Genomic DNA, 24,316 nt, shown 5'->3' with positions numbered 1-24,316 from the left:
GCCGCATGCTGTCAAAATAGAAATCTTGATGGGTTGATCCAACTCACGCTTCTGGCTTATTTTGGACTGACCCATTTTATTAGCCCCGCAACCACCTTAGAGTGGCGGCAGATAACAACACACGGAGACCGGCGCATCAGCAACAGACTGCGCACGGCCAACTGGTCTGATAACTTTATGCAAGCTACCGGCCAGGACTTTCTCTTGTAATGGAGCCATTCATGAAGACTATCGCCAACTCATCGCTTCCTGCTGAGGTGCAGCAACCGCAGTACGATCGCCGCCTGCTGCGTAGCCGTATGGTACACCTGGGCTTCGGTGCCTTTCATCGTGCCCACCAGGCGCTGTTGACCGATCGCGTGCTTAACCGTAAAGGTGGCGACTGGGGGATTTGTGAGATCAGCCTGTTCGGCGGCGATAAGCTGTTCCAAACCCTGCGTGCCCAGGATCATCTCTACACCGTGCTGGAAAAAGGGGCGGCGGGTAATCAGGCGATCGTGATCGGTGCCGTTCACGAAAGCGTGCACCGCAAGCTGGAAGATATTGATGCCGTCTTGGAGAAACTGGCGGAACCGCAGGTGGCGATCGTCTCAATGACCATTACGGAAAAGGGCTACTGCATCGAACCCGGCAGCGGCCAGTTAGACTTGCAGCATGAGGCCATTCTAGCCGATCTGGCTGACCCGACCCGGCCCACCACCGTACCGGGGATCCTGGTGGAAGCGCTGCATCGGCGGCGCCAACGTAACCTGCCCGCCTTCAGCGTACTCTCCTGCGATAATATTCCAGAAAACGGCCATGTCGTGCGTAATGCGGTCACCGGCCTGGCACAGGCCCGCGATGCGGAGCTGGCACAATGGATTGCCAGCAACGTCACTTTCCCCAGCACCATGGTCGATCGCATCGTGCCTGCCAGCACGCCGGAAACCTTGGATGAAGTCGCCGCAGCGTTGGGCGGAGTGCGCGACGAGTGCGCCATTGCCTGCGAACCTTTTATTCAATGGGTAGTAGAAGATAACTTTGTTGCTGGCCGCCCAGAGTGGGAAGCCGCTGGCGTGCAACTGGTGGATGATGTACTGCCATTTGAGCAGATGAAATTGCGCATGCTGAACGGCAGCCACTCGTTCCTGGCTTATCTCGGCTATCTGGCAGGTTATCCGCACATTAATGACTGCATGGCGGATGAATATTATCGCCGTGCGGCTTATCACCTGATGCTGCATGAGCAGGCTCCAACGCTGCAAGTGAGCGGTATCGATCTGGCCGCCTATGCCGATCGGCTGATCGCGCGTTACAGCAACCCGGCGCTGCAACATAAGACCTGGCAGATCGCCATGGACGGCACGCAGAAACTGCCACAACGCATGCTGGACTCTACCCGCTGGCATTTGCAGCATGGCGGCAGCTATGCCGGGCTGGCTCTGGGTGTGGCTGGCTGGATGCGTTATGTGGGCGGTATTGACGATGCCGGGCAGCAGATTGATATTCGCGACCCTATGCTGGCAACTTTGCAGCAGGTGGTTGGCTCATCGCAAGACGGTGAACCCCGTGTGGCTGCGTTGCTGGCGATTAAGAGCGTTTTTGGCGAACAATTACCGGCTGATGAGAAGTTTGTTGCGGCGGTAACCCAGGCTTATCTGTCATTGCGCGATCGCGGTGCGCGTCAGACGGTGAAACAGTGGGTAATGGATCGAGTAGCCTGAGGTTTGGGAGGTCATGCCGGGCATAAGCCCGGCATGACGCAAGCGACTTAACGGTATACTACAGTCATTATCGCAAGCTTCTGTTGCTGGTCCACCCACCTCATTTCAGTGGTACCTAAGTTCAGTGGGAGTTCTTTGCTGCTAGCGTTAAAACTTGCCAGAGCTTGCGTGCCTGTGTAGTTTTGCCCATTACGATAACACTGGGTATTAGCCGATGAGTTGACAACATTGACCAGACAAGGGCCTTCAACAATCGAACCGACAAAGTTGATGACCCCACCAACGGTACCTGGGGTACCCGCATGACCTGCTGCCATCCATGAAAGTAACGCTCCTGCGATCAAAAATAACCGTAAGCTATTCATGGCAACCTCACTTTTTGTTAAGTCACTTTAATCATAGAATATTTTTTTAGGAATAATCGCAAGGCCAGCGGGGGTTTTTGGACGCTATTCGGCGCATTAGCCACGGAGAAAGCATCAATACGACACAATTGATTTTTATAATCCCTCGTTTTTATTGGGAATTATCTTAAATAAAAATAACTCTATCGAGTTAGGAAACGCACGAAAGCAAATGTTAAATTTGTGACTTCGCCCAGATAAAATGTTCAAACCGCATGCAAAACCCATAAGCTATGGTTATCAATAGAATAAAAAACATTTAACCAGGAAATAAAAAATGACAAAAACCAACCTGATCACCGGTTTTCTTGGCAGTGGTAAAACCACCACCATTCGTCATCTGCTGGACAATAAGCCACAGAACGAACGTTGGGCGGTGCTGGTTAACGAATTTGGTGAAATTGGTATCGATGGGGCCCTGCTGGCAAACAGCGGTGCCGTGCTCAAGGAGATCCCTGGTGGTTGCATGTGCTGCGTCAACGGCCTACCCATGCAGGTTGGGCTGAACATGCTGTTGCAACAGGAAAAACCCGATCGGTTACTGATCGAACCCACCGGTCTTGGCCACCCAAAACAGATCCTGGAGTTGCTGACACAGGAAACGTACGCCGGTTGGATCGAACTGCTGGCAACGATTTGCCTGCTCGATGCCCGTCAACTCAGCCAGCCCCAGTATCGCGAAAATGAAAACTTCCGCGACCAGTTGGCGGCCGCAGACATCATCATCGCTAATAAGATCGACACCTGGCAGCCACAAGATGACCTGGCTCTGGAGCAATGGCAGACACAATATGGCCAGCAGCGGCCGGTTCACCGTATTGAGCAAGGGCGCATGAACGTCGCATGGCTTGACCAGCCACGAGCCAATCACAGCGAATTGCCGGATGCGCAACATCATCATCACGCCCAAGCCAAAACGCGCGGCTTGGCGGCATTGCGCCTGCCAGAAAATGCGCGCTGGCGCCGGGCCCTGAATCAGGGCCAGGGCTATACCAGCTGTGGCTGGATTTTTGACAGCGAAACCCTGTTCGACACCGTGGGCATGATGGAATGGATCAGGCTGGCACCGGTTGAACGGGCTAAAGCGGTGGTGCGCATTCCCGAAGGGAGTTTACTGATCAACCGCCAAGGGCAGGATCTGAATATCGAAACCCGCCCCGTTGCCCCACTGGACAGCCGCATTGAACTGATCCACAGCAGCGAAGCCGATTGGAACGCCTTGCAATCCGCCTTATTTAAGATTCGCCTGAATTGATGTGCAAAAGGTTCCTGCTGCTTAACCTTTTGGTAAATATCGAGATCTCAAAACGTGCATGGGCTACAGCGCGATATTTACATGATACCCAGCAGATACCGGATATAGCGGGATAATTTGCGCATGTGTATACTCTGCGGATTCTGAATAACATACTGTACAAAAAATGGCTAAGATTGGATTTTTATCGTTAGGCTGCCCGAAAAACCTGGTTGATTCTGAACGGATCCTGACCGAACTGCGTAATGAAGGCTATGAGGTCGTACCAAGTTACGACGACGCCGAACTGGTGATCGTCAACACCTGCGGCTTTATCGACAGTGCCGTGCAAGAATCACTGGAAGCGATCGGTGAAGCACTACAAGAAAACGGTAAGGTGATTGTGACCGGCTGTTTGGGTGCCAAAGAAAACCAGATCCGTGAAGTGCATCCGAAGGTGTTAGAAATTACCGGGCCACACAGCTATGAGCAGGTATTGAACCACGTTCACCACTATGTGCCGAAGCCGGAACATAACCCGTTTACCAGCCTGATCCCAGCGCAAGGCGTAAAACTGACGCCGAAGCACTACGCCTATCTGAAGATCTCTGAAGGCTGTAACCACCGCTGTACGTTCTGCATCATCCCATCGATGCGCGGCGATCTCGACAGCCGCCCGATCGGTTCAGTGCTGGATGAGGCCAAGCGCCTGGTGGAATCCGGGGTCAAAGAGCTGCTGGTGATCTCGCAGGATACGTCGGCCTACGGCGTTGATGTCAAACACCGTACCGGTTTCTGGAACGGCCAGCCGGTGAAAACCAGCATGGTTAGCCTGTGTGAGCAACTCTCAAGCCTGGGTGCCTGGGTGCGCTTGCACTACGTTTATCCTTACCCGCATGTGGATGACGTAATCCCGCTGATGGCGGAAGGCAAAATCCTGCCGTATCTGGATATTCCGCTGCAACACGCCAGCCCGAAAATCCTCAAGCTGATGAAGCGCCCTGGCGCCGTAGAACGCACGCTGGAGCGCATCAAACGCTGGCGTGAAATCTGCCCGGATCTGACGCTGCGCTCCACCTTCATCGTTGGTTTCCCTGGTGAAACCGAAGAAGACTTCCAGATGCTGCTCAGCTTCCTGCAGGAAGCCAAGCTGGATCGCGTCGGCTGTTTCAAATACAGCCCGGTAGAAGGTGCTGCCGCCAACGAATTGGCGGATCAAGTACCAGAAGAGGTGAAAGAAGAGCGCTATCACCGCTTTATGCAGTTGCAGCAACAGATCTCTGCCCAGCGCTTGCAGGAAAAGATTGGCCGCGAACTGCTGGTGCTGATCGACGAAGTGGACGAAGAAGGCGCGATTGGCCGCAGCATGGCCGATGCACCGGAGATCGACGGTGCGGTCTACCTGAACGGTGAAACCGGCGTGAAAGTGGGCGAGATCGTCAAAGTGAAGATCGAAAACGCCGACGAATACGATCTCTGGGGTTCGCTGGTCTAATCAAGCAGGTTACGGGATGGCGTGATGCCTTCCCGTAACCTCAGCGCAACCGATTCAGGCCGTTGCGACGGCCCGTTGTTCCGGCGTTAATAAACTACCGACGATAAAGGCCAGCGCTCCCACCAGTAAACCGCTGTAGATCGGGCTGTTAGCCTGAATCCCGTGATAAAACATAAAGCCCAACACGCACAGGCTGCCCATCACCATACTGGCTATCGCGCCGGTACTGGTAGCGCGCTTCCAGAAAATCGCCCCCACCAGCGGGATCAACATCCCACCCACCAGCAGATTGTAAGCCAGCGTCAAAGCCGACAGCACATCCCGCACCAGAAAAGCCAACCCCAGCATCACTACTCCCATCACCAACGTGGTTAAACGCCCCGCGGCTAAACCGCCCGATGGCCGCTGGCGAATGGCGGGCAGAACATCCTCCAAGGCAATGGTCGAAGAGGCCAACAGGCAGGCGCTGGCGGTTGACATCAGCGCAGCCAGTGCCGCTGCGGCCACCAACCCGCTGACGCCTGCGGGCAGTACCGCTTGAGCGATGGCGGCAAACGCACCATCGCTGTTATCCAGCAACGGCAGCACGATCTTCCCCGCCATTCCGATCATCGCGCCGGTAACGCCATAAAGTACGCAGTAGATACCCGCACCCAAGCCAGCGTAGCGCGCCACCGGCACGCTGCGGGCGGTGAATACCCGCTGCCAGATATCCTGCCCAATCAGGATGCCGAAGAAGTAAATCAGGAAGAACAGAATGATGGTGTCGAAACCAATGGAGGACAGTTGGTAATAGCTCGCCGGTAGTTGCTGGGTAAAGATCTCCCATCCACCCGCTTTGACAATGCTCATCGGCATCAGCACCAGCATCATCCCCACCGTCATGGTGACAAACTGGATAATGTCCGTCAGCGTCAGCGACCACATGCCCCCTAGCGTTGAATAGAGCACCACCATCCCACCGCCAATCAGTATTGAGGCAGCAAACGGCAGCGCAAACATCACCTGCATTACGCTGCCGATGGCAATAATCGAAGTCACCGCCACCATCAGATCGTAAGCCAGCATAATGATACCGCTGGTGACCCTAGCCGCCGGATGATAGCGCTGCGCCAGTACCTGGCTAACGGTATAGAGCTTCAGCTTGAGCAAGGGCTTGGCCAAGACGGTACTCAGCACCACAATGCCCATACCCAGCGCGAAGCAGAGCCACAGCCCGGAAATGCCATAGGTGTAGCCCAGCTTTACGCTGCCAATGGTCGAAGCCCCACCGAGCACCACCGCTGACAGCGTACCTAAATACAAACCCGGCCCCAGATTGCGGCCAGCGACCAGATAATTTTCCTTGGTGGTGGCCTTACGAACGCCAAGCCAACCCACCGCACCGATAACCAAAAAATAGAGCACGACCACAAACAGATCGAGTTGCATAAAGTATCCCCTATCATGTTGTTATTTATTGGGTTATATGGAACGTTTAGTCGGCAGCACGCACAGCATTTCAAACAGCAGATTGGCCGCCAGCAAGGCGGTATTGCCGGAACTGTCGTATGCCGGGGAAACCTCTACCAGATCCGCGCCCACCAGGTTTAGCCCCTGGCATCCCCTGACGATCTCCAACCCTTGCCAGACCGATAGTCCACCGACTTCTGGGGTGCCGGTTCCGGGGGCAAACGCCGGATCCAGCCCGTCGATGTCAAAGCTGAGATAAACCGCCCCCTGCCCCATTTGCTCACGCACCTCGGCCATTAACGGGGCGAGTGAGCGATACCAGCAGCTTTCTGCTGGCACCACGCGGAACCCTTGCTGCCTCGACCAGTCAAAATCCTGCGCAGCATAACCACTGCCGCGCAGGCCAATCTGCACCACCCGCTGCGGAGCCAACAGACCTTCTTCGTGCGCCCGGCGAAAGGTGGTGCCGTGCGCCAGTTTTTCGCCAAACATCTCGTCATTGGTATCGGAATGGGCATCGATATGAATCAGCCCGACCGGGCCATGCTTGCGCGCCACCGCACGCAAAATCGGCAGCGTCAAGGTATGATCGCCACCGAGGGTGAGAGGGATGCAGCCGTGGTGCAGGATCTCGTCGTACGCCAGTTCAATGCGGCTAACGCTGTCTGTCAGGTTATAGGGATTGGTGGCAATATCACCCAAGTCGGCAACTTGTAACCGCTCAAACGGCGCAGCGCCGCTCCCCATGTTGTAAGGGCGGAGCATCACCGACTCCTGGCGGATTTGTCGCGGCCCAAAACGCGTACCACTGCGATTGGAGGTTCCGATATCCAAAGGAATGCCAACAAAGGCAGCATCCAACCCCTGTGCATTGTCGGCAGCAGGTAAACGCATCATGGTCGGCAGGCCAGCAAAACGCGGCATTTCATTACCGCTTTGAGGTTGATTCAGCATAGGTTTTCCTTGTCAGATAATCATTTTTATAACATTTACGCAACAACGACAGCCTATGCCCTAACCGACCCGCGTTACTATTCCCGGTTTTTAATGTAAGCATTGGAAAAGCCGATGTGTCATAACACATTGACATATTGATTTTTATTTTTTTCACAGACATAAAGGGTAGAGGAAACGCCTATCACTAGCGCCCGTATCAGATATGTTGCTGTGGCGTTAAATAGTGAACATTCAGGGAGAGCGAAGATGATCACCAATCTCAGCGAGATCGATTTCAAACTGCTGCGGGTATTCGTGGCGGTAGCGGAAGCTCGGGGGGTTAGCGCCGCGCAGGATGCCCTGATGATGAATCAATCCACTATCAGCACCCATCTGGGCACGCTGGAAACGCGCTTGGGGTTCAGGCTGTGCCAGCGCGGGCGATCCGGCTTTCAGTTAACGCCAAAAGGGGAAAGAATGCTGAGCGCCTGCCGCACGCTGTTCAACGCCACACGTGACTTCACGCGCGTCAGCCAGTCACTCAATGGCATGCTAAGCGGCGATCTGATGATCGGCCTGGTAGATAATCTGGTTTCGCTGCCAGGGATCCCTTTCAGCCAAGCCATCAGGCAATTTCGCCGCCGCCGTCAGGACGTGCAGTTTCAATGCCGTATCTGTTCACCCGCGGAGATTGAGCAGGGATTATTGAATCAGCAGTTGGATCTGGGGATTGGTTATTTCGGCCAGCAGTTGAACGAACTGGTTTATCACCCTTGGTGCCAGGAATCGCAGGCGATCTATTGCAGCAGCGAGCACCCGTTGTTTACCCTTGATGCCCCAAACCGCGAGCAAATCGAAAATGCTCGCTGGGTAAAACGCGGCTACCTGTTGGCACAACAGCTTTGCCCGGTAGCACCGCTGGAGTTTGGTGCCATGGCTTACCACATGGAAAGCGTGGCTCATCTGATCCTCAGCGGCGAATACCTGGGCTATCTGCCCACCCATTTCGCCAGCCGTTGGGTCGAACAGGGTTTGATGAAGCAGCTAGGGGGCCAACCGCTCACTTACCAGGCGCAGTTAAGCCTGGTCACACGCCCCGGTCAGCCAAAAAAGTCGCTGGCGGCGCTGTTAGAGGACTTGACCTGCAGCGTGCCACGCTGCCCTGATCAGCCCAATTCGATTTAACTGATCGGCATACGCGCCGGATCCGGGTATTGATACTCGAACCCCAGTTCCTTGCAGATACGGCTGCCGTCCACCAGCCGCCCTGCCTGTTCCGGTTCTTCGGCAAACTGCGGAGGTTGCAACTGCAACTGTGCCGCCAGCGCCGGATAAAACTCACGTTTGGTCGGATGGCTTGGCGCACAGAGATTATAAACGTGCCCCCCTTTGGGCAATTTCAGTAACAGTTGGATAGCGGCGATCACATCATCCTGGTGTACCAGATTGACCCCCTGCGCCCCGCCCTTGACGTCAACCTTGCCCGCCAGGAAACGGCCCGGATGGCGATTGGCACCGACCAAACCCGCCAAGCGCAAAATATCGACCGAGGTATTCGGCAATTCATGCAGCCAGCGCTCCAGCTCTGCCAGCACCCGCCCCGAAGGGGTCACCGGTTGCAGCGGTGAATCTTCACGCACCAGGCCGGTAGTCTCGCCATACACCGAGGTCGAGCTGGTAAAAATAATATGCGGCACACCAAACGCCATCGCGCTGTCCACCAGCATGCGCACGGCATTAAAGTAGCCTTCGCTGCCTTCCACGGTGCGGCGGGCTGGCAGCGTGATCACCAACGCGTCAGCGTACAGCAGTTGCTCCAAATCATGAGCTTCGCAAATCAGTTCAGGCGTCAGTTCGAGCTGATAACATTCAATACCGCTCATCCGCGCGGCTTCGACACCGTCCGGCGTGGTTTTACTGCCAACTACCTCAAACCCGCGGCTCATTAACGATAAAGCCAGCGGCATGCCCAACCAGCCCAGGCCAATAATGGCGACTTTTTTCATTAACTTAATTCTCCTGAAAATGATAACGCTCGGTGATTAAGGCTACGCCACTCGGCATAGGGATACAATCAACTCAGGTAAAGGTTCGTAAAGCCGTAGCTGGCTAATAATTCAGCCTGTTTCAATGAATTAAATTGATGTTGATAAAAAACAGTTGCGCGAGACCATGCTGATAGTTTAGGTTAATCAGCAACTCAGCATTGGCTGATTTATTTTAAAGAGAAAACACATGACTCGCGTTCAGTTCAACCACCATCATCACCATCACCCAGACTAGTCTTTCGGGCGATGTGTGCTGGAAGACGGTTTAAAATCTTCCAGTGGCGCGTAGAACCTAACAAACGCAAGAGAAAGCCCTCGGAAGATATCTTCCGAGGGTTTTTTTTTGGCTCCGGACAGACAGAAAAATAGTTTTTACAATAAATTCATAAAATTACAGATTAAACAGAGGTTACCATGTTGGATAAAACACGTTTACGGATAGCAATGCAGAAATCAGGCCGCCTGAGTGAAGACTCTCAGGAACTGCTGGCCCGTTGCGGTATTAAAATCAACCTACAGCAGCAACGCCTGATTGCCTTCGCCGAGAATATGCCGATTGATATCCTGCGCGTGCGTGATGACGACATCCCTGGGCTGGTGATGGATGGCGTGGTGGATCTGGGCATCATCGGCGAAAACGTGCTGGAAGAAGAGCTGCTCAACCGCCGTGCGCAAGGCGAAGATCCGCGTTACTTCACCCTGCGTCGTCTGGATTTCGGCTCCTGCCGCCTGTCGCTGGCTACCGCGCTGGACAGCGAATATAGCGGCCCGCAAAGCCTGCAAGACTCCCGCATCGCCACCTCTTACCCGCACCTGCTGAAGCAATACCTCGATAAACAAGGCGTTCGTTTTAAATCCTGCCTGCTGAACGGTTCGGTGGAAGTGGCACCACGTGCTGGCCTGGCGGATGCCATCTGCGATCTGGTTTCTACCGGCGCCACGCTCGAAGCCAACGGCCTGCGCGAAGTGGAAGTGATTTATCGCTCCAAAGCCTGCCTGATCCAACGCGACGGCGAAATGCCTGCGGCCAAACAGCAGTTAATCGACCGCCTGATGACCCGTATTCAAGGGGTGATTCAGGCGCGTGAATCCAAATACATCATGCTGCACGCGCCAAGCGATCGTCTGGATGAGATCATCGCCCTGCTGCCCGGGGCTGAACGCCCTACCATCCTGCCGTTGGCCGGTGCGCAGAACCGCGTTGCGATGCACATGGTGAGCAGCGAAACCCTGTTCTGGGAAACCATGGAAAAACTGAAAACCCTGGGTGCCAGCTCCATTCTGGTGCTGCCAATTGAGAAGATGATGGAGTAACGCCATGTCGAACTTCAATACCATCGTCAATTGGGCAGAATGCAGCGCACCACAGCGTGCAGAACTGCTGATGCGCCCGGCGATCTCCGCTTCAGACAGCATCACCCGCACGGTGCGCGAGATCCTCGACAACGTGAAGGCTAACGGCGACAGCGCGCTGCGTGAATACAGCGCCAAGTTTGATAAAACGGAAGTGGGTGCGCTACGCGTCACCGCAGAACAGATCGAACAGGCCAGCGCCCGCTTGGGTGACGAAATCAAGCAGGCGATGGCCGTTGCCGTCAGCAACGTGGAAACCTTCCACAATGCGCAAAAACTGCCACCGGTGGATGTGGAAACTCAGCCCGGCGTGCGCTGCCAGCAGGTAACCCGGCCGATCGACTCGGTCGGCCTGTATATTCCTGGCGGTTCTGCACCGTTGTTCTCTACGGTGTTGATGCTGGCTACCCCGGCACGTATCGCCGGTTGCCGCCGCGTGGTGCTGTGCTCACCACCGCCGATTGCCGATGAGATCCTCTATGCCGCCAAGCTGTGCGGCGTGCAGGAAGTGTTTCAGGTCGGCGGCGCGCAGGCAATTGCCGCTATGGCGTTCGGCACCGATTCCGTGCCGCAGGTGGCTAAGATCTTCGGGCCGGGCAACGCCTTTGTCACCGAAGCCAAACGCCAGATCAGCCAGCGGCTGGACGGCGCGGCGATTGATATGCCTGCCGGCCCTTCCGAAGTACTGGTGATTGCCGACAGTGGCGCGACGCCGGCGTTTGTCGCCTCCGATCTGCTGTCACAGGCCGAACACGGGCCAGATTCACAGGTGATCCTGCTGACGCCGGATGCCGCCATGGCACAAGCGGTGGCAACAGCGGTTGAGCAGCAGTTGGCCGCATTACCGCGTGCAGAAACCGCCCGCCAGGCGCTGGCCAGCAGCCGGTTGATCGTCACACAGGATTTGGCCGAATGTATCACCATCAGCAATCAATACGGCCCGGAACATTTGATTATTCAAACCCGCAACGCGCGCGATCTGGTAGACAGCATTACCAGCGCCGGTTCGGTGTTCCTCGGTGACTGGTCACCGGAATCTGCCGGAGATTACGCTTCAGGCACCAACCATGTGCTGCCGACCTATGGCTATACCGCCACCTGTTCCAGCCTGGGGCTGGCGGACTTCCAAAAGCGCATGACGGTGCAGGAACTGACGCCGCAAGGCTTTATGAACTTGGCCGCCACTATCGAAACGCTGGCAGCTGCCGAGCAACTGATCGCCCACAAAAACGCCGTGACCTTACGCGTCGCCGCCTTGAAGGAGCAAGCATGAGCATTGAACAATTAGCACGTAAAAACGTGCGCGAGCTGATCCCCTACCAGTCGGCACGCCGTTTGGGTGGCAAGGGCGACGTATGGCTGAATGCCAACGAATACCCGGTCGCGCCAGAGTTCCAACTGACCGCACAGACCTTCAACCGCTACCCGGAATGCCAACCGGCGCTGGTGATCGAGCGCTATGCCGCTTACGCCGGGGTGAATCAGGATCAGGTGCTGGTCAGCCGTGGCGCAGATGAGGGCATCGAACTGCTGATCCGCGCCTTCTGTGAGCCGGGCAAAGACGCCATTCTGTTCTGCCCGCCCACTTACGGTATGTACGCCGTCAGCGCCGAGACTTTCGGGGTTGAGCGCCGTACCGTGGCCGCCAAAGCCGACTGGCAGCTCGATCTGCCCGCCATTGCCGCCAGCCTGGATAACGTCAAGGTGATCTACGCCTGCAGCCCGAACAACCCGACCGGTAATCTGCTGGATCCGAACGATCTGCGTGCGCTGCTGGAGATGGCCAACGGTAAAGCGATCGTCGCGGTTGACGAAGCCTATATCGAATTCTGCCCACAGGCTTCGGTCGCGGGCTGGCTGAGCGATTATCCTAACCTGGTGATTCTACGCACGCTGTCAAAAGCCTTCGCGCTGGCTGGCCTGCGCTGCGGTTTTACCCTGGCCAATACCGAGGTGCTCGCCCTGCTGCTGAAAGTCATCGCGCCCTACCCGCTCTCGACTCCGGTAGCCGACATTGCGGCCCAGGCACTGAGCACCGAAGGGCTAAACCTGATGCGCCAGCGGGTTGCGGAAGTCAGCGCTAACCGCAGTTGGCTGCAACAGGCGCTGCAAAACTGCGCCTGCGTTGAACAGGTGTTCACCAGCGACAGCAACTACCTGCTGGTGCGCTGCAACGCTGCTAGCAATGTGTTTAAAACGCTGTGGGATCAGGGCATTATCTTGCGCGATCAACATAAACAGCCCGGTCTTGCCGGCTGCGTGCGCATCACCATTGGCACGCGTGAAGAATGCCAACGCGTCGTTAACGCACTCAAACCCCTGCTTGGCACAAAGGAGCCTATGTGAGCCAGAAATTCCTCTTTATTGACCGCGACGGCACGCTGATTGCTGAGCCACCTGAAGATTTTCAGGTTGATCGTTTGGATAAACTGGCGCTGGAGCCGGATGTGATCCCTTCTCTGCTGGCGTTGCAGCAGGCGGGCTTTACGCTGGTGATGATCACCAATCAGGACGGCCTCGGCACCGCCAGTTTCCCGCAGGAAACCTTCGATCCACCGCACAACCTGATGATGCAGATCCTCAGTTCACAGGGCGTGAAATTCGACGATATTCTGATCTGCCCGCACAAGCCGGAAGATAACTGCGACTGCCGCAAGCCGAAAATCGCCATGGTAAAAGGCTATCTGGAGCCGGGCGTGATGAACGCCGCCAACAGCTACGTGATTGGCGATCGCCAAACCGATATCCAGTTGGCCAACAATATGGGCATTCAGGGGCTGCTGTACCAGCGTGAAACCCTGGGCTGGAAAGCCATTACCCAGCAGTTGACCCAGCGCGATCGCCACGCTCACGTTAACCGCGTGACCAAAGAGACGCAGATTGACGTTAACGTCTGGCTGGATCGCGAAGGCGGCAGCAAGATTAAGACCGGCGTCGGCTTCTTCGACCATATGCTGGATCAGATCGCCACCCACGGCGGTTTCCGCATGGACATTCAGGTGAATGGCGATCTGTACATTGACGATCACCACACGGTGGAAGACACCGCGCTGGCGCTGGGTGAAGCGCTGAACAAGGCGCTGGGCGACAAGCGCGGCATCGCACGCTTCGGCTTTGTGCTGCCGATGGATGAATGCCTGGCGCGCTGCGCGATGGATCTCTCTGGCCGCCCGCATCTGGAATACCGCGCCGAGTTCAACTATCAGCGCGTGGGCGATCTCAGCACTGAGATGGTCGAGCACTTCTTCCGTTCGCTGTCTTACACCATGGCCTGCACCCTGCACCTGAAAACCAAGGGCAAAAACGATCATCACCGCGTTGAGAGCCTGTTCAAAGTGTTTGGCCGCACGCTGCGCCAGGCGATTCGCGTTGAGGGCAACACCCTCCCGAGCTCGAAAGGGGTGCTGTGATGAACGTGGTGATCCTGGACACCGGTTGCGCCAACCTGGCTTCTGTTAATTACGCAGTGCAGCGGCTGGGCTATCAGCCAGAAGTCAGCCGTGACCCCGAGATCGTGCTGCGCGCCGACAAACTGTTTCTGCCCGGCGTGGGTACCGCGCAGGCGGCCATGGAGCAGTTGGTACAGCGCGATCTGATCGAGCTGATCAAAGCCTGCACCCAGCCGGTGCTGGGCATCTGCCTCGGCATGCAGTTGCTGGCAGAAAGCAGTGAAGAGAGTGGCGGTATCAAAGCGCTGGGCATTATCGATACCCCGGTGAAGCAGATGAACGACTTCGGCCTGCCACTGCCGCACATGGGCTGGAATCAGGTGACTTCTCAGGCGGGTAACCACCTGTTCCGTGGCATCGAGGACGGTGCTTACTTCTACTTTGTTCACAGTTATGCGATGCCGATATGCTCAAGCACCATCGCTCAGGCGAACTACGGCGAGCCATTCACCGCCGCCGTACAAAAAGACAACTTCTTTGGCGTGCAGTTTCATCCCGAGCGATCTGGCACGGCCGGGGCTCAACTGTTGAAAAACTTTCTGGAGATGTAGGCAGCATGATTATTCCCGCTTTGGATTTGATCGACGGCAACGTGGTGCGCCTACATCAGGGCGATTACGGCCAGCAGCGTGACTACGGCAACGACCCGTTGCTGCGTTTGCAAGATTACCAGCGCCAAGGCGCACAGGTGTTGCATCTGGTGGATTTGACCGGCGCTAAAGATCCGGCTGCGCGCCAGATCCCGCTGCTGCGCAAGCTGCTGGCTGGTATCAGCGTACCGGTGCAGGTTGGCGGTGGCATTCGTAATGAACAGGACGTTGCAGCGCTGCTGGAAGCCGGTGCCACCCGCGTGGTGATTGGTTCTACCGCCGTGAAACAGCCGGAGATGGTACAGGGTTGGTTCGAGCGTTACGGTGCCGACGCCATGGTGCTGGCGCTGGACGTGCGCATTGATGCCACAGGCACCAAGCGCGTGGCCATCAGCGGCTGGCAGGAAAACTCGGACGCCACGCTGGAACAGGTGGTGGAACAATACCTGCCATTCGGCCTGAAACACGTGCTGTGCACCGATATTTCGCGCGATGGCACATTGAAAGGTTCCAACGTGGCGCTGTATCAGGAAGTGTGCGAGCGCTATCCGCAGATCGCCTTCCAGGCTTCTGGGGGTATCGGTAACTTGGATGATATCGCCCAGTTACGCGGCAGCGGTGTTGAAGGGGTGATCGTCGGGCGCGCCCTGTTGGATGGTAAATTCAGCGTCGAGGAGGCAATCGCATGCTGGCAAAACGGATAATCCCCTGCCTGGACGTTAAAGATGGGCAAGTGGTGAAAGGCGTACAGTTCCGCAATCACGAGATCATTGGCGATATCGTGCCGCTGGCCCAGCGCTATGCGCAGGAAGGGGCTGACGAACTGGTGTTTTATGATATTACCGCTTCCAGCGATGGGCGCGTGGTGGATAAAAGCTGGGTATCGCGGGTGGCGGAAGTGATCGACATTCCATTCTGCGTGGCCGGTGGCATCAAAAGCGCCGAAGACGCCAGCCAGATCCTGTCGTTTGGTGCAGATAAAATCTCCATCAACTCGCCAGCGCTGGCTGACCCTAGCCTGATCAGCCGCTTGGCAGACCGCTTTGGCGTGCAGTGCATCGTGGTCGGTATCGACACCTGGTATGAAGCCGAAACCGGTAAATATCACGTCAACCAATATACCGGCGACGAAAGCCGCACCCGGGTGACCGAGTGGCAAACCCTCGATTGGGTGCAAGAAGTGCAGAAGCGCGGCGCTGGGGAGATCGTGCTTAACATGATGAACCAGGACGGCGTGCGTAACGGTTATGATTTGGAACAGCTGAGGAAAGTGCGTGACGTATGCAAAGTGCCGCTGATCGCCTCCGGCGGTGCTGGCACCATGGAACACTTCCTGGCAGCCTTCCGCGACGCAGACGTTGACGGTGCGCTGGCGGCTTCGGTATTCCATAAGCAAATCATTAATATCGGCGAACTGAAAAGGTTCCTGGCGGAACGTGGCGTGGAGATGCGTTTGTGTTAACAGAACAACAAAGAAATCAGTTGGATTGGGTAAAAACCGACAATCTGTTGCCGGTGATCGTCCAGCACGCCGTTTCTGGCGAAGTATTGATGCTCGGCTATATGAATCAGGAAGCGCTGGCGGTGACCGAGCAAAGCGGCAAAGTGACGTTTTTCTCACGCACCAAACAGCGATTGTGGACCAAAGGCGAAAGCTCCGGCCACTTCCTCACCGTGGTGAGTATCACACCAGACTGCGATAACGACACGCTGCTGATCCTGGCGAACCCGATCGGCCCAACCTGCCATTTGGGCAACAACAGCTGCTTCCACCCGGTAAGCAGCGACTGGGGCTTCCTGTATCAGCTTGAGCAGTTGCTGGCGTCACGCAAAACCGCCAGCCCGGAAAGTTCGTATACCGCCAAGCTGTATGCTAGCGGCACCAAGCGTATCGCGCAGAAAGTCGGTGAAGAAGGCGTAGAAACCGCTCTGGCCGCCACGGTGCACGATCGCGAAGAACTGACCAACGAGGCGTCCGACCTGATTTATCACCTGCTGGTATTGTTGCAGGATCAGGATCTGGACTTAAGTAAAGTGATTGGCCGCCTGCGGGAGCGGCATCAGAAGTAATAAAAAAGCCGCCGGGCGTTAACCTCGGCGGCTTTTTTTATCGTTCAACTATCGGGATTACTCCATCCATTCGGTATGGAATACGCCTTCTTTGTCGGTACGTTTGTAGGTGTGAGCACCAAAGTAGTCACGCTGCGCCTGAATCAGGTTAGCTGGCAACACCGCTGAGCGGTAGCTATCATAGTAAGCGATCGCCGCAGAGAAGGTTGGCGTTGGGATACCGTTCTGCACCGCATAGGAAACCACATCACGCAGCGCCAGCTGGTATTCGTCGGCAATCTGCTTGAAGTAAGGTGCCAGCAGCAGGTTAGCGATATCGGCATTCTCCGCGTAGGCATCGGTGATCTTCTGCAAGAATTGGGCGCGGATTATGCAACCGGCACGGAAGATCTTGGCGATTTCACCGTAGTTCAGATCCCAGTTGTTTTCCTTGGAAGCGGCTTTCAACTGAGAGAAGCCCTGCGCATAGGAAACGATTTTGCCCAGATACAGAGCGCGACGTACTTTCTCCACAAACTCGGCTTTATCGCCGCTGACAGCAGCCACTTTCGGGCCGGTCAACACTTTAGATGCCGCAACGCGCTGGTCTTTCAGAGAAGACAGGTAACGTGCAAACACCGACTCGGTAATCAACGACAACGGTTCGCCCAGATCCAGTGAACTCTGGCTGGTCCATTTACCGGTGCCTTTATTGGCTGCCTCGTCCAGGATCACATCAACCAGGTATTTACCCTCTTCATCTTTCTTGGTGAAGATGTCTTTGGTGATGTCGATCAGGTAGCTGTTCAGCTCGCCTTTGTTCCAGTCGGCAAAAGTCTCTGCCAGCTGTTCGTTGCTCAGGTTCAGCGCCTGCTTCAGCAAAGAGTAAGCTTCTGCGATCAGTTGCATGTCGCCGTATTCGATACCGTTGTGCACCATTTTCACGTAGTGACCAGCACCGTCAGCACCGATGTAAGCCACACAAGGCTCGCCTTCGGCCACGGCAGCGATTTTCTTCAGGATAGGTGCTACCAGTTCGTAAGCTTCTTTCTGGCCACCCGGCATGATAGAAGGCCCTTTCAGCGCCCCCTCTTCACCACCGGAAACGCCGGTACCAATGAAGTTAAAGCCCTGAGCAGACAGTTCACGGTTGCGACGGATAGTGTCCTGATAGTAGGTGTTACCGCCATCGATCAGGATGTCGCCTTTTTCCAGGTGTGGAGTCAGAGAGGCAATGGTTTTGTCCGTCGCTTCGCCCGCTTTCACCATCAGCAAAATGCGGCGCGGCTTTTCCAGCGATGCGACAAACTCTTCGACGGTGTAATAAGGGGCCAGGTTTTTACCCGAATTCTCAGCAATAACTTCGTCAGTTTTGTCGCCTGAACGGTTAAAGATAGAAACGGTGTAACCACGGCTTTCGATGTTCAATGCCAGATTGCGGCCCATCACCGCCATGCCGACAACGCCGATTTGTTGTTTGGACATTAAGAACTCCTGTCTGAAGATAGCACCTGTATCACGGCTCGTGGCCAACAGGTTTTTTGATGTGGCTCACATGTTAACTCAGGATTGAGGGCGGTGGGTAGTGATTGGTGCGATAGGTCACAGAATTAGCATTTGATTGTAACATTGTACTGAACAGCCATAGTTTCTGACCCAAAAATTTATGGCTATACGAAGAACATCTTTAAATTTTGACAAATATGAATTAAGATCATGAAATAATTTTTTACCATAAAAATTGTATGGACTAATATGGAACCATTACGCACTCATCAAAAGAATTGCTTTGATGTCATTCGCATTATCGCTGCATTACTCGTTCTCTATTCTCACCATTTCGCTCTAAGTGGGAAAGCTGAACCCTCATTTCTGGGTCTTGAAAGTTTTGGTGGGTTGGGGGTAACAATATTCTTTAGTATATCAGGATATCTCATCGCACTGTCAGGCATGAGAAGTGATAGCTTTATCTCATTTATGGAAAAAAGGATAAAGAGAATATTCCCAGCATTAGTTATCTGCAGTCTGACATTATATGGCATAGTGGGTTTAATACTTCAACCTGAAAATTTATTTTCAAAGAGAACATTAATAGCAGCCATTAATCTCGTTGCACTTCGAGGAGCAGACCCACTTGCAATGGTACAGCATTATATTTATCCCAATGCCATTAATGGTAGCCTTTGGACATTACCTTTAGAATTTGCCTGCTATCTTATACTTGGAATTGCATTTTGCTTTGTTAAGAACATACGCTCAATACTTGTTGTATTTATCTTAATGACAGCACTGACGATATACTTACTTTTCACCCCTTCAGATCTTGGCTTTTATTCAATTTCCTTACAACTTTTCACACCAAGGGCTATTGCATTTTTCTTAGGCTCACTAATGGCATTAAGCCAAGAGCATTGGAACAACAAAAAAACCAAGATATTTATCTTAATATCCGGCATGGTTTTGCTCTACATTCTGAAAGGAAGTTATGAAATCCGCGTCTTAGGCTACATTATCGTTCCGGCATTAGTTATCATCATAGGTGTATCTTTGACAGATAAACTTATCTATGGACGATTTGATTACTCTTACGGAATATATATTTATGCATTCCCTACGCAACAAATTATTATTAATAATACTGGGCTAGGTTTTTATACCAGCATGCTGGCAAGTGCTTGTATAACAATACTCTTAGGTGCATTTTCTTGGCACTTTGTTGAACGACGATTCCTACGAAAAAAGACAAATCTACTGACAGAACGCCGCCCAACAGAAATAGCTGTAAAGTAAAAAGCAACCTAAAGCGTAGTGGTTAATGGCCACTGCGCTAATTTGTATACTAATGACGCCTGGCCCGTTGTGGAGGTCCTTTGAAAGTGAGTTTAATATCATCCTAATATCATACTTGACTTTGGAGTTAATTTTAGCACTGAGGATATAGCTAAACTGATAAAAAATGTTATCAATGCCCCTACTAATATTTCAGCAAATACTGGCAATTGCCAGTTTAAAGATACAATGTAATTTATAACTCTTTCTAAAACAACCACATGCATAAAGAAAATCAAAAAACAGTGTTTAGATATCCAAGAGATAATCTTTGACACGCCTTCACTGCACCTTATTCTTGTGAATATTATGAAGGATGCAATAGAGGCTACAAACACATTAGGACTAAAATAGTTATAAGCTTTCTCGTTTGCCAAGTTAACGTGAGCAGAGTAATACCATGTTAGTGCTATAGTGACTACAACTGAGATAAGGTAAACAGCGAACCACAAAGACACAGCATTTTTCTTTGTTACGGAGTTAGATATTATTCCACCCATCAAGAAATACCCACAAAAACCTAATAAACTAGTCTGATCTAATAAGGATAGCAATGGTATTGGTTGATATACTGGAATGCATGTCACAATAAACCAGCAAGCAAGAAGATATATCTGCAAATTTCGTCTATCTGTTAATATATAGAACACCCCTTGTAACATAGGTAACAATAGATATATACCAATAATCATATAGACAAACCACAGATGATACATCGATGGTTGTTTAAAGATACTTAACCAATCAATGCTTTCCTCTGTGAAATAAGAAATATATTCAAGATATATTACACTCCAAGTTAATAATGGAATACCCACCTTGCAGACACGTTTAAAAATCGCACTAGGTGTAATTACTTCATTGTCCCTAGTTAAAATAAGAGCACCAGATATCATCACAAATAATGGAACAGAGCAGCGAGCAAAGGAATCTAATGCATTGGCAGTAAGCCAATCCTCCAGAGGAATTTTCCCGAACTGATAAAAACTGTTCACGCAAGCATGAATCACAATCACACCAAAGATAGCAACAACTCTACAGAGGTCGGCCCAAGGCTTCCTAATCATCTTGTATTATTATCTCCGAATATAATTACGAACATTAAACAAGAATAACTATATGTAATACATGCGGAACACAATAAATTGGCGATCTACGACCGCCAACAAGGACTAAATCAGACAATGGAAGTCAGTCAATTATTTCATGGATAGCCCTGCGCGATAAGTGTCTTTTAACATAACGCTGAATACGATATGGTATAAGCTTAACAGCCCATGATAATGTAGGATGTTGGCTCAACTTCCAGAGAATAGCCAACAACTTTTCTTTACGTCCCCGCAGTACATTTGAAATGGCTGGGACAACATTGACATAATTAGAAGAATATACAGAAGCAAGAAGCATAGTATAATCAGTACGTCCTAACTCACCATCCCTCAGCCAACTCGTCTGTATATAATCTTGCTGATAAAAACTCTCAGTTCTCTCAGTTTGAGAAATATCGAGTTGCGGCAATGCATTTTCTGTATTGAAGAAAGCTAGAGGATCCTGATACAGTAAACGCCAAAGACCGCACACTTCCTTGGCTGAAATATCCCAAGCAATAACCTTGCTATAGTTACGCCCGACGACACGTTCAGCAAATGCACCAATATTAGGCACTACAACAGGCAATCCGCATTCAAGAGCAATGCTTAGTGTGTAGCTATAAGTCTCGGGCCATTGGGCAGGATACCAAACGATATCAGGCTGAATATCAACCAATTTTTGTTGCAAATCCAGCTCAGAATAAGCACCATGACATTTCACCGCATCTCCTAAAGACCGAAATGCATAACCCAGAAGATGGAATTCGATGTCATCATGTTTAAGTTCGTTGGCAACCTCTTCCAACATCAGCGCACCTTTTTCACGGCTAAGCGCACCCAACACTAGCACCTTAAGTTTTTGACCCGCTTGGTATTGGCACTTGGCTTTTGGGTAAGGTGCACACATCTCAAAATCTGGATGCCATGCGATAACACTTTTTTCTAAAGACTGTGGAAAATCCTTGGTGAACCGTGCCTGGCAATCTGCAGAAGGGAAAATAATTCGTTCAGCCCCTTCCAGCACTGGCGACAATTTGGTACGCCACTGTTCTGCTGATAGGTTTTGAGGAATAGGATAGTGCTCAGCACAGAGACGATCTCGTTCCGCCACCTGATCCCCGGTAAACACCCCATACTTATTTGTCAAAGTTGGATTGGCGTTAATAAAATAGTAGTCATGCACGGTAACATCATAAGTACATGCCAAGCTATCCTTTAACTCAAATATTCTATCGGGAACACCAATCAGATGATGAAAATGCAAATGGCCGACACCGATAAAGCGTAGGAGACTAACCAGAATGTCGTAACCGTAATTGAAATCTATAATAAATTTTTCACGCGATACTGCATCATCAGTACTTAGTGACAGGCTTACACTTTGTCCCTCCACCTCAGGTGTCAATAATAAGAAATGAGCCTTATCTTTATAAAAACGGGCAAGTTCCTTAACATGTTGCGTTACTCCGCCACCCATTTTATGTGAAATCAAGAGAACTTTGCAGACATTTCTCTTTGCCAAAATACGTAATAACATCTGCTGACGAGCTTTCTTTGCTGGATCCTGCGCAATGAAATCCATTACGTCCCTAGTGTAGTTAGGGTGCAAATCGTTCAACAGTTCGAGAGCTCGAGTTTTACGCGGGTTTTGTTCCCCAGCAAAACTAACCCCGCCCTTGTGATAGACAAAGACATTCAGTTGGTGGAAATTGGGCCATCCAGCCTTTGCAGCACGTTGGCACCAATCATTTTCCTCTCCATAACCACGCCCAAATGTCTCTACATCAAAGTAACCCACCTCATTAAGACAATCACGGCGGATATACATGCAAAAACCAACCCCAGTAGGTACCTCAACCAAATTATTCTTATTACCGAATGTCGCAAATTGTTCATCGAGTTGCTGGACATTCATGCCCATGAAGAGCTGATTATCTTCACAAAAATTAGGGAAACTACAAATAGTCGCATTATTAGAGAATGGAGTAATACTCCCAACCCTGCTGGATGAATATGCGGCATCCCGAATACGCTCAAGCCAGTCGTTGGCTACTTCAACATCGCTGTTCAGTAGTAAAACATCTCGTTTGAGATTAAGTTTCATTCCTCGATTTACGGTCGCAACAAAACCAAGATTTTGTTCATTCTCAAGTAATGTAAACCGAGCAATTTTGCTCCTTTCCCGCAACCATTCAGTGAGCTCAGGCTCTGGTGATGCATCATTAATAACGACCAGTTGCGCCCATTGTGGTAAGGTAGCCAACGCAGACTCGATACACTCCTGCGTTTCTTGCAAACCGGCATAAACCGGTACAATAACATCAACGATAACTTCTGATTGCCTATCTACTAATATATTCAACATCCTAACGTTACTTTCCAACTCGTTTATTTTTGTCTGTTTCAACTCAAGCTCTGATTTCAATTTCTGTATTTCACTCTCAATCATATGAGCGTTATCTCCGGTACACTTATCATCAAAAAAGAGGGATGTGTTAATATCCATATCTCCACTATTCATATACTCACCACACTCAGCATAGTAATTAATATGTTTTTCTATAATTTCACGTTCATAAGGAGAGGAAAGTCGAAAACGGATATAGTCAGCATCAAATAAAACACCAAATGGTATTAAGTATGAATACAAGTAGAATGCCAGACGATTCACTCTCTCCTCATGGGTTGTAACATTGCAAAATGCATATGAGCAGTCACCTAAAATAGTGACAGGAACCCCCATTAACATCGCCTCAAAGCCCACACTTGAATTTATTGTCAAAATATGTTTACATTTTTTTATGAACTCAATGCTGGTTGCAGAATGATCTATAGTATCTTTACCTGGATTTAATATAAACCGGCTACCTGGGTGACTTCGAATCAGTTTTCTACCTTCAAAATGAAGCTCTGCATAATCAATAAGTGATTGATTATTGAATGAATTACTGAAAGCAATAATGTTGGAATCATTCTCAACTTGCAATACAACACCGACATCATACTCAGGCTCTTCTAGGCCACTCAAACTCTTAATATCTGTATTTGAATCTATGTTGCTAAAAAAAGCGCGCAATTTATCCAGATCAACGTCTTCATTGAGTTTACAGTTAGCGCTAAGATAGCGCCTCTCAGCTTCAGTATTGCCGTTAACACCTTTAAAATCAAAATAAGCCGTTGATAAATAATCAGGTGCTCTGAGAGGGCCAACTTCCAGATTCACAACACGTATATTATTTTTTTTCGCTGCAGAATTTAATGATGGGCAATTGCACCAGGTTAAAACGCACTCAATGTTATTAGCTTGGCTTAATACTGATGAAATAGATTGCTCAAGCTCAGGAATAACCTCAGTAATAAACCTTCGAAAAAGCTCACCAGGATTATTAAAACACTTATCAATAGTATAAGCATCAAAAAATGACTCATTAATTATATTAATATCGTGTTCACTTTCGATAGTACTTAACTCAGGTAAGTTATATTGCAAACGCTGCAAGGACTCGGGTTCCATTTCCCAGCGATTTGCAGTTTTCCATACATCCAATGGAGAGAGATAGTCGGCACCTATAATAAAATGTGTGCGTTCCTTTAATGAAGTCAATACGCGGAAGAATAACCACAGATATGGCGCTTTGACTCCTCTGAACGGGTAAGCAGGCAGGAATACGCTAATCATAAAT

The 24,316-nt window shown here is 51.5% G+C and carries 21 protein-coding genes and 1 other annotated feature; of the genes, 14 read left to right on the top strand and 7 right to left on the bottom strand.

Translation table 11 applies throughout. The features are described from left to right. Positions 1 to 221 precede the first annotated feature (221 nt). On the top strand, positions 222 to 1,703 hold the full coding sequence (locus tag AC2A1E_RS19775) for a mannitol dehydrogenase family protein (RefSeq protein WP_484385171.1): 1,482 nt from the start codon (positions 222 to 224) through the stop codon (positions 1,701 to 1,703). Positions 1,704 to 1,750: 47 nt separating this feature from the next. On the opposite strand, the gene AC2A1E_RS19770 is transcribed toward AC2A1E_RS19775, so the two are convergent. Further along, the gene (locus tag AC2A1E_RS19770) at positions 1,751 to 2,068 is read right to left on the bottom strand and encodes a type 1 fimbrial protein (RefSeq protein WP_459399128.1); all 318 of its coding nucleotides are present in this window, start codon (positions 2,066 to 2,068) and stop codon (positions 1,751 to 1,753) included. Between the two features lie 316 nt (positions 2,069 to 2,384). Here AC2A1E_RS19770 and AC2A1E_RS19765 point away from each other — a divergent pair, with 316 nt between their 5' ends. Both AC2A1E_RS19765 and rimO read left to right on the top strand, forming a co-directional pair. Continuing rightward, entirely contained in the window at positions 2,385 to 3,362 is a 978-nt protein-coding gene (locus AC2A1E_RS19765) for a CobW family GTP-binding protein (protein WP_484385170.1), read from the top strand. 166 nt (positions 3,363 to 3,528) lie between these two features. Beyond that, positions 3,529 to 4,836: a 30S ribosomal protein S12 methylthiotransferase RimO gene (gene rimO / locus AC2A1E_RS19760; RefSeq protein WP_484385169.1), complete on the top strand. Its 1,308-nt coding sequence runs from the start codon at positions 3,529 to 3,531 to the stop codon at positions 4,834 to 4,836. 54 nt (positions 4,837 to 4,890) lie between these two features. On the opposite strand, the gene AC2A1E_RS19755 is transcribed toward rimO, so the two are convergent. Next, positions 4,891 to 6,267 (bottom strand): sodium:solute symporter family protein, encoded by a 1,377-nt coding sequence (locus AC2A1E_RS19755; RefSeq protein WP_484385168.1) that lies wholly within the window; start codon positions 6,265 to 6,267, stop codon positions 4,891 to 4,893. A 33-nt stretch (positions 6,268 to 6,300) separates the two neighbouring features. Next, on the bottom strand, positions 6,301 to 7,242 hold the full coding sequence (gene speB, locus AC2A1E_RS19750; protein WP_484385167.1) for an agmatinase: 942 nt from the start codon (positions 7,240 to 7,242) through the stop codon (positions 6,301 to 6,303). Positions 7,243 to 7,491: 249 nt separating this feature from the next. Between speB and AC2A1E_RS19745 the strand changes: the two genes are divergently transcribed. Beyond that, complete coding sequence (locus AC2A1E_RS19745) at positions 7,492 to 8,409, top strand: LysR family transcriptional regulator (protein WP_484385166.1); 918 nt, start codon at positions 7,492 to 7,494, stop codon at positions 8,407 to 8,409. Here AC2A1E_RS19745 and AC2A1E_RS19740 read toward each other — a convergent pair. Then, positions 8,406 to 9,230, bottom strand: a complete 825-nt coding sequence (locus tag AC2A1E_RS19740; RefSeq protein ID WP_484385165.1) for an SDR family oxidoreductase — start codon at positions 9,228 to 9,230, stop codon at positions 8,406 to 8,408. The genes AC2A1E_RS19745 and AC2A1E_RS19740 overlap by 4 nt on opposite strands. 229 nt (positions 9,231 to 9,459) lie before the next feature. Here AC2A1E_RS19740 and hisL point away from each other — a divergent pair, with 229 nt between their 5' ends. The 9 genes from hisL (at position 9,460) to hisIE (ending at position 16,734) form a co-directional block, all read left to right on the top strand. Then, positions 9,460 to 9,507, top strand: coding sequence for a his operon leader peptide (gene hisL, locus AC2A1E_RS19735; RefSeq protein WP_100396937.1), 48 nt, complete (start codon positions 9,460 to 9,462; stop codon positions 9,505 to 9,507). Then, positions 9,483 to 9,617: a sequence feature (His leader region), on the top strand. (Overlaps the previous gene by 25 nt.) 69 nt (positions 9,618 to 9,686) lie before the next feature. After that, positions 9,687 to 10,586 carry an ATP phosphoribosyltransferase gene (gene hisG / locus AC2A1E_RS19730; RefSeq protein ID WP_459399135.1) on the top strand — a complete coding sequence of 300 codons (900 nt, stop codon included), beginning with the start codon at positions 9,687 to 9,689 and terminating at the stop codon, positions 10,584 to 10,586. Positions 10,587 to 10,590: 4 nt separating this feature from the next. Then, positions 10,591 to 11,898 carry a histidinol dehydrogenase gene (gene hisD / locus AC2A1E_RS19725; protein ID WP_484385164.1) on the top strand — a complete coding sequence of 436 codons (1,308 nt, stop codon included), beginning with the start codon at positions 10,591 to 10,593 and terminating at the stop codon, positions 11,896 to 11,898. Then, on the top strand, positions 11,895 to 12,971 hold the full coding sequence (hisC, locus tag AC2A1E_RS19720) for a histidinol-phosphate transaminase (protein ID WP_484385163.1): 1,077 nt from the start codon (positions 11,895 to 11,897) through the stop codon (positions 12,969 to 12,971). Before hisD ends, hisC begins: the two co-directional genes overlap by 4 nt. Continuing rightward, complete coding sequence (gene hisB, locus AC2A1E_RS19715; RefSeq protein WP_484385162.1) at positions 12,968 to 14,035, top strand: bifunctional histidinol-phosphatase/imidazoleglycerol-phosphate dehydratase HisB; 1,068 nt, start codon at positions 12,968 to 12,970, stop codon at positions 14,033 to 14,035. Before hisC ends, hisB begins: the two co-directional genes overlap by 4 nt. Continuing rightward, positions 14,035 to 14,625, top strand: coding sequence for an imidazole glycerol phosphate synthase subunit HisH (gene hisH, locus AC2A1E_RS19710; protein WP_484385161.1), 591 nt, complete (start codon positions 14,035 to 14,037; stop codon positions 14,623 to 14,625). Before hisB ends, hisH begins: the two co-directional genes overlap by 1 nt. A 5-nt stretch (positions 14,626 to 14,630) precedes the next feature. Further along, positions 14,631 to 15,368, top strand: a complete 738-nt coding sequence (gene hisA / locus AC2A1E_RS19705; RefSeq protein WP_473190735.1) for a 1-(5-phosphoribosyl)-5-[(5-phosphoribosylamino)methylideneamino]imidazole-4-carboxamide isomerase — start codon at positions 14,631 to 14,633, stop codon at positions 15,366 to 15,368. Then, positions 15,350 to 16,126, top strand: a complete 777-nt coding sequence (gene hisF, locus AC2A1E_RS19700; RefSeq protein ID WP_473190734.1) for an imidazole glycerol phosphate synthase subunit HisF — start codon at positions 15,350 to 15,352, stop codon at positions 16,124 to 16,126. Before hisA ends, hisF begins: the two co-directional genes overlap by 19 nt. Next, on the top strand, positions 16,120 to 16,734 hold the full coding sequence (gene hisIE / locus AC2A1E_RS19695) for a bifunctional phosphoribosyl-AMP cyclohydrolase/phosphoribosyl-ATP diphosphatase HisIE (RefSeq protein ID WP_484385160.1): 615 nt from the start codon (positions 16,120 to 16,122) through the stop codon (positions 16,732 to 16,734). The genes hisF and hisIE overlap by 7 nt, the downstream gene beginning before the upstream one ends. Positions 16,735 to 16,791: 57 nt before the next feature. Here hisIE and gndA read toward each other — a convergent pair whose 3' ends face one another. Beyond that, complete coding sequence (gene gndA, locus AC2A1E_RS19690) at positions 16,792 to 18,198, bottom strand: NADP-dependent phosphogluconate dehydrogenase (RefSeq protein WP_484385159.1); 1,407 nt, start codon at positions 18,196 to 18,198, stop codon at positions 16,792 to 16,794. 270 nt (positions 18,199 to 18,468) lie between these two features. Between gndA and AC2A1E_RS19685 the strand changes: the two genes are divergently transcribed. Continuing rightward, positions 18,469 to 19,503 carry an acyltransferase family protein gene (locus AC2A1E_RS19685; protein ID WP_484385158.1) on the top strand — a complete coding sequence of 345 codons (1,035 nt, stop codon included), beginning with the start codon at positions 18,469 to 18,471 and terminating at the stop codon, positions 19,501 to 19,503. Between the two features lie 98 nt (positions 19,504 to 19,601). Here the strand turns inward: AC2A1E_RS19685 and AC2A1E_RS19680 are convergent, their stop codons facing one another. Both AC2A1E_RS19680 and AC2A1E_RS19675 read right to left on the bottom strand, forming a co-directional pair. Further along, positions 19,602 to 20,609, bottom strand: a complete 1,008-nt coding sequence (locus AC2A1E_RS19680; protein ID WP_484385157.1) for an acyltransferase — start codon at positions 20,607 to 20,609, stop codon at positions 19,602 to 19,604. 124 nt (positions 20,610 to 20,733) lie between these two features. Then, a complete protein-coding gene (locus AC2A1E_RS19675; RefSeq protein WP_484385156.1) occupies positions 20,734 to 24,312 on the bottom strand; it encodes a GT99 family glycosyltransferase N-terminal domain-containing protein in 3,579 nt (1,192 codons plus the stop codon). Between the last annotated feature and the right edge of the window lie 4 nt (positions 24,313 to 24,316).

This window comes from Serratia sp. HNCC26DJ206 (assembly GCF_057180605.1).
This window is presented reverse-complemented; position numbering and strand designations above follow the sequence as displayed.